8 protein-coding genes are annotated in these 13,023 nt (G+C 68.5%); 6 read left to right on the top strand and 2 right to left on the bottom strand.

Translation table 11 applies throughout. The annotated features are described in order from the left end of the window. Positions 1–456 precede the first annotated feature (456 nt). Positions 457–954 carry an Imm1 family immunity protein gene (locus ACZ514_RS32030; RefSeq protein ID WP_388941191.1) on the bottom strand — a complete coding sequence of 166 codons (498 nt, stop codon included), beginning with the start codon at positions 952–954 and terminating at the stop codon, positions 457–459. Further along, positions 951–4,985 (bottom strand): DddA-like double-stranded DNA deaminase toxin, encoded by a 4,035-nt coding sequence (locus ACZ514_RS32035; protein ID WP_469126315.1) that lies wholly within the window; start codon positions 4,983–4,985, stop codon positions 951–953. Before ACZ514_RS32035 ends, ACZ514_RS32030 begins: the two co-directional genes overlap by 4 nt. A 714-nt stretch (positions 4,986–5,699) precedes the next feature. On the opposite strand from ACZ514_RS32035, the gene ACZ514_RS32040 reads away from it, so the two are divergent. The 6 genes from ACZ514_RS32040 to ACZ514_RS32065 all read left to right on the top strand — a co-directional run bounded on the left by ACZ514_RS32040 (position 5,700) and on the right by ACZ514_RS32065 (position 12,198). Further along, a complete protein-coding gene (locus ACZ514_RS32040; protein ID WP_469126320.1) occupies positions 5,700–7,520 on the top strand; it encodes an FG-GAP-like repeat-containing protein in 1,821 nt (606 codons plus the stop codon). A gap of 198 nt (positions 7,521–7,718) precedes the next feature. Then, entirely contained in the window at positions 7,719–8,642 is a 924-nt protein-coding gene (locus ACZ514_RS32045) for a D-alanyl-D-alanine carboxypeptidase family protein (protein WP_469126321.1), read from the top strand. 618 nt (positions 8,643–9,260) lie between these two features. Continuing rightward, positions 9,261–9,422, top strand: a complete 162-nt coding sequence (locus ACZ514_RS32050; protein ID WP_469126316.1) for a hypothetical protein — start codon at positions 9,261–9,263, stop codon at positions 9,420–9,422. 103 nt (positions 9,423–9,525) lie between these two features. Then, entirely contained in the window at positions 9,526–10,281 is a 756-nt protein-coding gene (locus ACZ514_RS32055) for a hypothetical protein (RefSeq protein ID WP_469126317.1), read from the top strand. A 742-nt stretch (positions 10,282–11,023) separates the two neighbouring features. Next, positions 11,024–11,326, top strand: coding sequence for a hypothetical protein (locus tag ACZ514_RS32060; protein ID WP_469126318.1), 303 nt, complete (start codon positions 11,024–11,026; stop codon positions 11,324–11,326). Continuing rightward, complete coding sequence (locus tag ACZ514_RS32065) at positions 11,326–12,198, top strand: helix-turn-helix domain-containing protein (RefSeq protein ID WP_469126319.1); 873 nt, start codon at positions 11,326–11,328, stop codon at positions 12,196–12,198. Before ACZ514_RS32060 ends, ACZ514_RS32065 begins: the two co-directional genes overlap by 1 nt. The last annotated feature ends 825 nt before the right edge of the window (positions 12,199–13,023 follow it).

Below are 13,023 nucleotides of genomic sequence, written 5' to 3' on the forward strand. Positions count from 1 at the left end.
CCGCACGCTGGGCATCCGTAACCAACAACGGCGGAATCTTCGGACCTGGACGACTCATGCCCGACTAACAGTGAATCTCCGACTCAGGTCACTAGTCCATGATCGGCCGTTCTGGCGGGCCGTGCAGCCGCACTACCGCCTGCGGGACGAGCCGGACGACCTGCCAGCACCCGCAGTCGTCCATCCTCGTTCCGACCGGCAGATCGCAGCCCAGGCAGGCAAGGTTCGGCCAATCTGCTGGAGTTTCTGCCCCTCCTGCTCTGTCAGCCTCCGGACCTTGACCGGTGGTGCCATCCCGCCTCACCTGCTGGCTGGAAGCGAGATCGCTTCCAACCAGCACAACGAGCAACCCGGTGAACCTATGCGGTCGCAGCACTCTGATTGCGGTAGACACGCGTGCGGGGGTACCGCCACCGAGGCGGCTCCCCGCATCTAACTCAAGCCACAGGATTTGAGCTATTCAACGGGAGGATTGAGCAGTGTCCCATTAAAGTTGCCCTCCACCCAATTGACGCACTCCGGTCGATCGCCGGTCCCGGCCTTGCAGAATTCTTCCAAAGCTGCACGTAGCGTCGGGATCGGGAGAGCGCTGATTCGATGAATGTATGTTGGCGCCCAGGGGTCGCTAAGAATCTCCGGATCGAACTCTGGGGGGGTGGGGTTCATGGAGACCCAGATGGAATCAGCGAACTCTTCGCCCTTGGTATCCATCAAGCGTTTGGCGGTGTTTCCGTCGGCAAACCAGGCAAGGCCGCCGTATCCGTTTTCGTGGTTCACCGATACGGTAAGTGAAGCTTCAGTGCGTGACAGGTTGGTCTCCTCCCTGTAGAGGAAGGAGGCGGTATCGCAGCCGAGACTGCTGATCCGTTCCGTCAGCACACGGTTGACCGCCTCGAGCGCCTCGGGCTCGTCAGCAAGGACGAGGGGTTCATCGACATGAATAAACAAGATCATCGCACCGGATTCTTTCTCTTGCCGACCAGTGTCTTGGGCGAGTTGTCGCCAGGGTAGTACACGTGCAGCTTGTGTCCGTCGGGCAGGATCGCCTCGATCGCCATGCTGCAGTTGAGAGCCTTATTGCAGACACCTTCGCTGTTATTGATCACGACGGACGCTTCGCTGATTCCGTTTTCTGCCATCCAGGCCGCGTATTTTCCTTCCACGTGCGATGCTGGCGGATACCCTGGGATGACTTTGCTGGGCCTCTTGAAGTCACCGGCATCCGAAGTGTAAATCAATTTCTTGGCCTTCATGTACCAAGGGTCAGGACTGCCGTCCGGAAGGACTTCCCCGCTGATTACTTCGCGGAGCTCTTTCGGGATATTAGGGAAGTGAGTTCCGTCCGGAGCGCGGAGCTGTCCCACAGTCTTGTCAGCTTTACTTGCGTTAGTTCTGGTCCACTTAGGCAGCTGGTCTTGGATGCCGGATACCCAGGCGGGACAGGGCGGGCCGTCGGTGTTGTGGACGAGGACGTCGGTAGTGCCGGTGCTGACGTAGTAGGTGTGGGTGTTGTCGACGGTGAGGTCGTAGGCGGGCTGGAGGCCCTTCCAGTGGCTGGTCTTGCCGATCTGGATCGCGGTGCCGACGGGCGTGCGCAGCGCGTCGCCGATGCGGAGGTCGACGGCGTCGACCCAGCGCTTGCGGTTCTCTGCCCAGTACGGGTGGTGGTCGGTGGAGGTCAGGCTGGAGCCGTCGGTCAAGGTGACGTCGGTGAAGTCCCGGTCGTCGGGGGTGGTGATGGTCTGGGTGACCGGCTGCGGGGCGGTAGCCCCGGTGGTGGGGTTGGTGGCGGTGACGAGGTCGCCGACTTGGATATGTTCGATGGCCCGGCGGGTGCCGTCAGCCAGCAATACCTGGGTGCCGGCGGGGAAGCTATGCGGGGCCTTTGTCTTGAGGCAGTCGGGGGCTCGCCGGAACGCGCGCATGTGCCGGATGCCGTCGATCGCGTCATCGACCTTGGTCAGCAGCTTCAGCCTGCCGACCGGTAGGACGCCGGCAGCCGCCATCGTGCAGCCGAAGAGTGTGGGGGTCTTGTAGCAGTCAACAATGTCGTTGATGCCCATGAGCTCCCACACGATGTTGCGGATCGTGGGATTGTCCTCAGGCACGGCGCGGATCTCGGAGTTCTCCGGGTCCGCTGCGCACGCCATGATCGGGGCCATGGTTTCGCGGGTGGGATGCGGGGTGCAGATCCTCTTGGGCTTCTTCGCCTGCTGCCGCTTCCGCTCTTCTTCGGCCTGGCGGCGTGCTTCGGCTTCTTCCCGCTCGCGGATGATCAGGAAGGCGGCACGGGCCTGCTGGGCTTCGGCCTCGGCGGCCTCGCTGCTCTTGCCGGCCGCGATCGCGGAGGCGCGGGCGCTGTCTGCTGACTTGTTCGCGTCGTGGGCGGACTGGCGGGCGTAGCTGGCGGAGAACTCGGCCTGTGAGGCGGAGCCTTCCGCTGCGGAGGCGTCGGCTTCGGCCCGGTTGGCGGCGCCGCGTGCCGTGGCGGCGGAGTTCGCGGCCGCGGTGGCGCTGGCGGCGGCCTTGTCGGCTGAGGACTTCGCCGAGGCGGCGTGTCCGGCCGCCTGGTTCGCGGACTGCTGGGCCTGGACGGCTGCGTCGTTGGCTTCCGCGGCGGCCTGCTTGGCCCTGAAGGCTGCTTCGGCGGCCTTCCAGCGGTTCTCCTGTGCCTTGGCCGCGACCGCGTCGCCTTCGGCGAGGAGCGTTTCGATCTGGTTCTTGTGGTGGTCGGCGAGGTCGTCCTTGCGCTGGGCCATGTACTGGCCGGTGGCGACGAACTCGTGCAGCTGGTCGGCAGGCCCGACCATCGCGATCTTGGCGGCGGCCCTGGCCTCGTCCCCGCCCGCAGTGGCGAGCTGGGCGGCGATGACCCTCTCGTCGTCAAGGCGGTGCGTGTACTGGCTGATCTGGAGGAAGGTCCCGAGGGCTTTGCCGGTGCCGTCGGCGAGGGCCGCCTTGGCCCCTTCCCTGACACCGGGGCCACCGGTGTTGGTCAGCCGGGCGACGTCGACCCTCATGTCGTCGGCGCCGGCGGCGTACTGGCCGGTGGTGTAGAAGCCGTGGATCTGCTCGGGCGCGCCCTTCAAGGCTTCGACAGCTGCGGCGCGTACCCCGGCGTAGGGGCTTTGGGTGCTGAGGTTCAGGACACGCTGGCGAACGTCCTGCTGCTCGGCCTCTTTCCAGCGGGTGCGCAGGTAGTCCAGGACGTCCTGGTCGGTGCCGGCGAGCGCGCGGGCGGCGGCTTCCTGGTGCCAGGGGCCCAGGAGCTTCATCGCCTGCATCGCCAGTTCACGGCCCTTCTTTGCCGTGGCCACGACATCGACATTGGGTCGGGCCGCTTCCTGGGCCAGGGCGGTGGCGGTGTCCTGCAGGCCCAGGGCCTGGACCTGCAAGGCCGCAGAGGCGGAGATCGCCTGGTCACTGACGGACTTCGCCGAGCGGGCCCGCTCGATGGCGGCCTCGGTACGGGAGGCCAGGTCGGCAGCCTCGGCCTCGTTGGCGAGGTCGAAGACCTCCCTGGCCTTCTTCACCGCGGCCGAGGCCGTCTCCGCTGCGGTCTTGGCTGCGTCGGCGTTCTTCTTGGCCCGGTCCGCGTACGTGGCGGCGTTGCCGGCCTGGCGGGCGGCTTCCTCGGCGAAGTCAGCGGCGTTCTCTGCATGCGCGGCTGCGGAGTTCGCGGAGTCCCTCGCACTGTAGGCCGCACTGGCCGAGCGGCTCGCCAACGAGGACGAGCGGTCGGCGGCGGCACGCGCGGCGTTGGCGTGACGGCGTGCCTCACCCGCGGCCTGCCGCGCCTCACCCGAGTGGACGCCGGCCTGGTCCGCGTATCCGTTCGCCTCCTCGGCGGCAGAGGCTGCGGCGTCGGCGTTCGCCGCCGCGCCCTTGGCCGCGCTGGACGCCACACCAGCAGCTTGAGAGGCCCTGCCTGCGGAGTCCGCCGCGGCGGCGGACTGGCGCGCGAACTGGGCTGCGGCACGCGCGGTGGCGGCAGCGGCCCGGGCGCCTTCGGCCTGGCCGGCATTCCCGGCCGCGGCGATTGCCGCGTTGTAGGCCCGGTTAGCCGCGTCGGCAGCGGCGGCGGCCGCCGACGCGGTCTGGGCCGCGGCCAGTGCGGCGCGCCGGGCAGCGCGGTTGGCGGCGTTAGCCGAACCGATCGCCTCCTGCGCGGCAGAGGCCGCAGCCCGTGCGGCGTCGGCGGCCTGCTTGGCCTTCACCGCAGCTCGCTGCGAGTCGTTCTTGGAAGCCTGGGTTTCCCGGGCGGCGTTCTGGGCCGCGTTCTTGGCGAGCTCCGCCGCGGTGACGGCCTTGGCGGAGGCTTCCTCAGCGAGCTTGGTCGCGCCCTCGGCCTGCTTGCCGGCCTGCTTGGCCTGCTCGGTCAGCTCTTCGATCGAGGCGTGCACCTGGTCGCGGCTGCGAGCGGTGAACTGTCCGACCTCAAGGAACTCGACGATGTCCTCGGGCGTGCCCTTCAGCGCGGCCTTCGCCGCCGCCTTGACGTTCGGGCCACCGGTGTTCGTCATCCGGGCGACATCCACCCGATTGTCGTCCTGCTGGGCAGCGTACTGGCCGGAGTCCAGGAACTCCTCGCGGTCGGCGAAGGTGCCCTGCAGTGCCGCCTTGCCGGCCTCGCGGACGCCGGGACCGCCATAGGTGACGATCCGTGCGATGTCGACCCTGCGGTCGTCATCCAGCGGAGTCTCGTAGCCGTACAGCAGGAAGGTCTGCAAGGCGGCGGGCGTGCCGCGCATGGCGTCCTTGGCGGCCTGCCGGACCCCGGGGCCGCCGGCCATGGCCATCCGGGCCGCATCGACCCGGTTGTCGTCATGCTCGATGGACCCGGCCTCGTCCAGGAACTTCCTTATCGACTCCGGCCCGCCCAGCAGCGCCTGCTCGGCGGCCTCCTTGATACCCGGGCCGCCGGTCTCCCAGAGGGTGACGATCTGCGCCCGCACCTCCTGCGGCGGCAGGGGCGGGGCTTCCACGGCTGCTGCCGCAGGCGTACCCAGCAGCCCGGACAGCAGGCCGACCGCTAGAAGCCCCCGTAGGCCGAAGTTGCGTGCGGAAAAACTTTTCAATGCTCCCGAACTAATTGGTCGGGAGGATATTCGCCGCCTCATGCGGCGCCCCCTTTGGAATATCGAACTTAAACCCTCCGGAACGGCGTGGAATTAACCCAAGGAGATTGGCTGGTCGGAATTTTGGGTTGTGGTGTAGGCGGCTGAAGGCTGCCTGTCGTGCCGTTCGAGAGGGGCTCGGTCCGGAAGATCGTACAGCCGCGAGCGACCTCCTCTGCACCCTGCCTCGACGTCTTTCTAGCTCGATGACCTGCACTTTCAGCCATACGATCTCGGCCATGAGCGGGTGTGTCGGGGGGCGCCTCCCGGTGTGGACGGAGGTCGCTTATCTGACTACTAGTCAGTAGTGGCGAGGGTTGTACGCCGGTGCAATGTTTTTTTGAGATGTTGATCATCGATTACTCGGCGGGATTTTGATCATGCTTGTGATTAGCTTGTTGGGGAAATTTCATGGGACCTTGAGTGTCCCGCATCCTGCTTTATGGAAGGTCCATGATGGCTATATCCCGCGCGCGCAGATATCTGATCGTGAATGTTCCGTCAGCGCTCGCACTGACCGCCTTGGCGCTTGCCGCCGCACCCCCGGCGAGCGCTGATACTGTCCTGCCGGGCGTGGACGCGATGTCGTACGCGGTTGAGGACTTCTCCTACCCCGGCGCGGCGGCCATCCAGGCGGAGAAGGGTGTCACGCTCAAGCGCGGTGACGGCAACCTGATGCTGCAGGCGTGTGACGGTACTCAGGACATGATGGTCAACACCCGTGGCCTGAAGGACTACTGCTTCGACGTCAAGGCGAAGCCTGCCTATCTCTCCCTTGAGCTGCCGTCCGCGTTCGGGATCTGGACTGGGGCCTACCCGGTCAAGACCACCATCGAGACCAACGGCGCCAAGACCGTCATCGACGCCCCCGCCAACGACTTCACCGGCTACGGCGAGGCAACCTCGGACCGCGTCAATTCCACCCTGATCGAGCTCCGCGTCACCAGCGAGAACACCAATCCGCCCGCACCCACCGGGGACACCACCCTCGCCTTCACCGGCAAGATCACCATCGGCGAAGGGAAGCGGTCCTGCACCGCCACCCTGGTCGACCCCCGCTGGGTCCTCACCGCGAAACACTGCCTCGCGGACAACCCCGCGGACACCAGCACCGTGACGGCAGGCACACCCAAGGAGAAGACGACCGTCACTGTCGGCCGCACCGACCTGACCACGTCCGGCGGCCACACCACGGACATCGTCGAACTCGTCCCCCGCGCTGACCGCGACCTTGTCTTGGCCCGCCTGGACAAGCCCGCTGCCACCGTCACCCCGGTCGCACTGTCCACTGCCGCTCCGACAGCTGGCCAGGACATCACCATCGCGGGCTTCGGCCGTACGAAGACGGACTGGGTACCCTCCAAGCTCCACGCCGCGACCTTCACCACGGGTGCCTCCGACGCCACCGGAATGCTCCTCGCGCCCAAGGCCCCCGCCGACGCCACCATCTGCCAGGGCGACGCAGGCGGCCCAGCCGTCCGAACAGAAGACGGCAAGCTGGCCCTCGTCGGCATCACCGCCCGCTCCGGCCAGACCGGTTGCCTGGACGCCGCCAACCCCACCGTCGGCGCCTACACCGTCCGAGTCGACGACCTCAGTCAGTGGATCAAGGCCGGCGTTACCGTGCCGGGTCCCGACACCAGCAACCTGACCGACCACCGTGCGCTGGCGGACTTCACCGGGGACGGGAAGGCCGACCTGGTCGCCGTTGACAAGAACGACACCCTCCAGGTCTACCGCGGTCGCGCCGAGGGCACTTTCGAGCCGACCCCGACGGCTGTGGGAACCCCGGGTGTGTGGAAGACGGTCCAGCGGGTCTTCGCCGGTGACTTCAACGGCGACGGCAAGCGCGACATCGCTGCCGTCTGGGAGAGCGACCGCATCCTCCTGCACGGCGGCAAGGGCGACGGCACCTTCGCAACCACCGTCACCCTCAGCCCGCAGAACGCCACCTGGGCGCAGCTCAAGCACCTCACCCGCTACAAGCTCGACCCTGCCAGCCCGAAGGACGGCGTCCTGGCCACCCGGCCCAACGGCGACCTGTACGCCTACAAGGTCGGCAGCAACGGTCAGCTCGATTTCGGCGGCGGCAAGAAGATCTGGCCCGACGCCTCCTTCCAGAACGTCATCATCCTCGGCACCGGTGACTTCAACGGCGACGGCCGTGACGACGTCGTCGGCGTCTGGGAGAACGGCGCCCTGGTCCGCTGGACCGGCAACGCCGGCGGAACGCTGGACTCCGGCGGTCTGGCCGCGGCCGGCACCTGGACGGACCTGAAGATCGTCACCGGTGACGTCGACGGCGACGGCAAGCTCGACATCGTCAGCTGGAAGGGCAACAAGATGTCCTTCCACCGCGGCAGGGGCAACGGCACCTTCGAGGGCGTAGGCGTCCAGCTCTGACCCAGGACCCGGCGGCCCGCCGTCCACGCAGAAGGGACACCTGCTGCGGTGCGGCGGCGCCCGCCCACCGGATCACGACGGCTTCGGCTGACAGCAACGCCGCGATCCGGCATGCGTTTCCCCGGACGGAGCAGCTTTGCGGCGTCTCCCGTCCGGGGTTCTTCAACACGATCAAGGACAGAAGTGATCTCCAACCTGATGCGGCGCGCCAAGGGTGCGCTCGCAGTGACCATCGCCACCGGTGCCCTGCTCACGGCCACGGCTCCCGCCCAGGCCGCGCCCGCACCGACCCTCACCGCAGCCGGCGCGATCGTCATCAACGGCACCAACGGCACCACGCTCATGGCCAAGGACGCCGACACCAAGCGCCCGATGGCCAGCACCACCAAGATCATGACCGCTGTGGTGGTCACCACCCTGCCGGGCCTCGACCTCGAACGGAAGGTCACCGTCAAGCAGGAGTACCTGGACTACGTCTACCGACAGGGCGCCAGCTCCGCCCAGCTGAAGGCCGGGGCGACCCCGACGATCCGTCAGCTGCTGTACGGGATGATGCTGCCGTCGGGCTGCGACGCCTCGTACGCCCTGGCGGACGCCCTCGGTACCGGTACGACCATGGCGGCCCGCACGGCAGACTTCATCGCCAAGATGAACGCTAAGGCGCAGGAACTCGGCATGACCAACACCGTCTTCGACTCCTTCGACGGCATCTCGTCGACTGGCAAGAACGTCTCCACCCCGCGCGACCTCGCGAAGCTCACCCAGCACGCGATGAAGGACTCCCTGTTCCAGACCCTGGTGAAGACCACCACGTACAGCACCGGCGGCACCGCCACCGTCGCCAGCTGGAGCAACACCAACCTCCTGATCCAGCCGCGTCCGACCGGCTACGCGGTCCCGGGCGCGCTCGGCGTCAAGACCGGCACCACCACCGCAGCCGGCAAGTGCCTCGTCTTTTCCGTTACCCGCAACGGCAAGACGATCATCGGGGTCCTGCTGAACGACGAGGAGCGCTACATGGACTCCATGGCTCTCTCCGACTGGGCCCTCGGCCCGGCCGCCGGCTCGAAGAACGCCCTCCAGCGCAGCAACACCGACCCGATCCCCGACATCCTCGACTGACCTTCTGAGCGGAGCTCTTAGCGTCTGCTCGCCTGCTGCCGACGCTGTCCTGCGTCGGCAGCAGAGGCACTTCACCGTGGTCGCTGTCGCCGAAACACCCCGTCCATACCGCGTACGTGGAACATTCCGCACCACCCGCAGGTTCCTCTCCGTTGGCCCCCAACGAGCGGGCCAGGGCCCTCGTATCCATTCCGGCCGAGTGGGCGGTGTGAGCGCATCACGCGGCGGACCTGCCCGCTGCGTTGCCGCCGCCTACCAGCTGGAGGTTGCCCTGAAGGGCTGGTTCGGAGACCAGGACGCGGCCACCGTCACCGTGCTCACCGCCCGCGCCTGGCTCACCCTCTGCCAGCGCAGAGACTGGCACGGGACCACCGAACTGCTCATCACCACCGCCCTGCGCTGCCAGGCCGCCCGGTACCGGCCCGAGGCCGACACGGTGCGCACGGCCCGCAACGCCCATGCCTCCTGGCACTGGCTCCGGAAGCAGGACCCGGAGGCCGCCGCCGACCTGGCCGGCCCGCTGGCGGACATGCTCGCCATCCTCGGGCAGGACGACCTCCGCGAACGATGTCCTCGCCCGCCAGGAGGCGGCAGCGGCCACCCGGTGACCGCGGCCGGGTGCGAAGCTGGCTCTCCTACGACTCCGGCCGCCCCGCCGACGCCCACTCCCTCTACGGCGAAGCCCTCGCCGCCGCCCGCATCGCCGACGACCGCGCCCTTGAAGCCCACGCGTTCGGCTGCCTGTCCCTGCTGGCCAAAGCCCAGGGCCGCCCCCCGTGAAGCCGTCGCGAACGCGCAGGGCGCCCAGGCCGCCGCTCGCCACCTCGGCTCACCCCGCCTCCTGGCCCTCTTCCATGCCCGCGAGGCAGGAGGCTGGGCCCTGATGGGCGACCGGCAGGCCACGGACGCGGCGATCGTCCGCGCCAGCGGCGGCCCCGCTGCCGCCTCGGCCCCCACGTCGGCTCCGGCTCTGGTTCCGGCCGATGCCCGTGTGCCCGCACCCGCCGCTGCGCCGGGTACCGCGCCCACTGCCGCTGCAGCGGCCGCGTCCGCTCCTGCGGCGCCGGTGCGGGAGGCCGTCGATCCGTGGGCGCCGCCCGCGAGCCGGGACGCGAAGCGCTCCTGGGGCCCGCTGACCGAGGGGCTGACCGTGCCCCGGGACCTGGACCTCAGCGACCGCGCGAAGGCGCTGGAACAGCTCGGCGTCAAGCCGCTCGGGCACGCCACGATCGTCGGACTCATCAAGGACGTGCTGCCCGAGACGCAGGTCGCTCTCCTGGTCGGCTCCCGCCCCTGGCCCCTGCTCGCGGCCCGCATGAACCAGATCCGCGACCAAGGCGGCCCCGGCCTCCTCGCCGCGCACCTGGCCCGCCTGGGGACCGACACCAGCTGGAAGGACGACCCCACCTCCACCACGGTCGGCTGGCTCGTGGATGCGGCCCTGCGCTCCCTGACGACACCGCCCTCGGCGCCTGCCGCGCCCGAGTCCCGAGTCCGCGTCTCCCCGACGGCGGCCCGCTCCCGTTCCACTACCACCCTGGCCGCCGCGGCCCCCGGCCAGCCGGCCTCGACGGAAGCCGCCGTCCCCGCCCACCGGCAGCAGGCCGCACCGGCCAAGGGCGCAGGGCGTACGCGGTGACGGCGAAGGCTCCCGTGCCCGGACGGCGGGGCGCCCGGGCGTGGACGGACCGTACACGGGCGGTCTGTGGAGTCTGGAACGGTACCCGCCCCGGTCGCCGGGCCCAGTCGACGCCGAGCTCGGCGAACGCGGTCAGCTGTGCCGGGCTGAGCCGGTCCGCGGTGGCCGGAGCGGCTTCTCGAGCGGCGGGCGGAGGAGGTTGATGACATGCCTGTGGCCCGTGTCCGAGAGACACGGGCCACAGGTGCAGATCTGTGATCTGCGTCACGACAGTGGGGTCGTCCGCTGCGAACGGGACCCCGTGAAGCCGTCCGGGCTGTGGAGCGACTCTCGGACAACCATGAGGTAGTAGGGGTCGCATGGATAGGGCCTTCGGACGACTTCGGACGCTCCCGGAGGCTTCCGGACACCCGCCGGGTGGATTCACTGCCGTGACCTGTGTGGTTGTTGCGAGTCCGCGCTGCTGAATCGTTTTCGGTAGAGGTATGCGGAAGGGCTCTCGGACGCTGGCAGACAGTGGCGGACGCTCGCGTGGGCTTTGGAATCGGCACGCCGGACAGTCGAACCGTGGAGGAGGAGCTTCCGGTTGTTGGTGGCCAACTGGGGTGCGTCATAGGTCGGTTGATAACGGTGATGCGGGTGTTTCATGCTGGTGGGGCACTCGCCGCCGTCGGTGTGTGTAGGGGACTGCGAATCCCCTTGTGTCATCCGTCCGGGCTCACACTTCTTCAGGAGTGGCTTCATGCTGTGGATTTACGCCCCGGGGCGCGGCTGGGTTCTCCAGTCGCCCGCGCCGACCTTCCAGGGGTGCGTGATCACCCCCGCCGTCCCCCGTTCCTTCGGCCTCGCCAGTACGGCCCGTGTGGCGGGCGTCCTCGCTGTAATCCTGCTCCTGGGCTGGATGTGGGCCGCCGGTCACCACGTCGAGGTGGTCGGAGCCGTCGCCGCAGCGGTCCTCGTGGATGTCCTGCGCGAGCGTGTCTTCGCGTCCCTCAAGGTTCTGCGTGTGGCCGCGGGGCTCCGTCTGCGCGGCGGTGACGCCTGATGGCGGCGACGGCGGCAGAGGAGGAGGGCAGCTCCGTCTTCGGCCTCATGCTCCACGCCGCACGTGACCGCCTCGCCATTTCTCGCGCGCGGTTCGCCGCTGCGGCGGGAATGAGCGCGCGAAGGCTTGACGATATTGAGAAGGGGCGGGTCAAGCCGCCCCCTGAGGTTCGTGAGCATCTGCTCACTACGCTGGAGCGATTTTTCGAGTCCCCCCGAGTGCCTGGCTTCGGGGTTGCTCTGCGGCAGGAGCGGCAGCAGAGGGAGCTGTCGGTCCCGGAGCTCGCCCGCCGCGCGGGTGTGCCCATCGCCATGGTCGAGGAAATCGAGAGTGGAACGGCGCAGCCGGGCGAGCGCGCGAGGGCTCTGCTGCTCGCGGCCCTTAGGGACAACCGGCATCCGGACCTGCCGAGGCAGACGCCCCAGCCCTCTGCGAGCAGCCAGAACAGGCACTTGGCCCAGCACCGCTACGAGCTCCAGGACACCGTGGTCCGGGACCGCGGCCGTGAGGTGCGTGGCCTTACGGGCGGCCGTATGGGGGCCCGGGTGGTATCGCAGGCGGGGAAGCCGGACCCGTTGTTGATCTCCACGCCCGTGGACTTCGTGGAGATGCTCGGGGCGGTGCATGTGTGGGCGGGGGCGCCCTCGATGCGCCAGCTGGAGATCGAAAGCGGTGGTGCGCTGAAGCGGTCCACGATCAGCGACGCCTTGAACGTGGAGCGGGTCCGCAAACTCGGCAAGATCCCCTCGCTGGAGTGGTGCCGGACGTTCCTTCAGGTGTGCGGGATCCGGGGCACGGAGGACTGGGTGTATGCCTGGCGGCGTCTGAAGGCGCTGGAGCGCCCGCAGGCGGGGAAGTGGCTCCAGGGCTGAACCGATGCGGCCCGGCCGCCGACGGTGAAGTACTTCTTCATCCTCGGCAGCCGGGCCAGCAGCCAGCTGCCCGCCCAGCCCGGTGACGAGCCCAGCCGGGGACGGGACGGCGGTTACGAGTCGGCCCACGGTGTCGAGCCGGTCGCGCCGCTGGCACTGGTTGGCGAGCGATACCCCCTGTGCGGTGCTCACCCTCGTCTGGTTTCACTGGGCTGCAACAGCACACGGTCAGCGGAGAGGACCATGGCATCAGATCCAGAGCCGATCCGAACAGAATTTTGAAGCATCCTGGTTTCAGGCCGACTATCGAAGGCATGATGCGTAGGCTGCTTAGAGCGACGGGGCCGGTCTGGCAAGCTTGCTTAGAGGCCCTGGTTTTCCGGCGCCGGTTAGGCCGTGACCACCCCCGCGCAGACCGGGAGGACTGCCGTTGAGTCTCCAGTGCTGGATGCTCCGGAACCAGCCCCGTCATCAGGGACCCTAACCGCCACCACTAACACCGATCCAGTCCCAGGCGGCGCACCCCCCTTGCTGCCAGCCGCCCGCGGAGCGGGCTGGTCCTGGAGGCGGAGCCGGAAGGACCCGGGCGGGGGAGCGGAGCGGACCCGCCCAACGGGCCGCAGGCCCGGACCCCGTGAAACGGGGTCCGGGCCTGCGGAGCAGGGCAATCTGGGGTGGAGCGAAGCGGAACCCCGAACAGTCCGCAGCGAAGCGAAGGACACCGGCCCGAAGGGCCGGCCCCGAGGGCGCGAAGCGCCCTCCCGCTGAGCGAAGCGAAGCGGTTCGTTGGCACAGCGCGCAGCGCTGTGGGACCCGCTCCGCGGG

Source organism: Streptomyces sp. NPDC034086 (assembly GCF_055575515.1).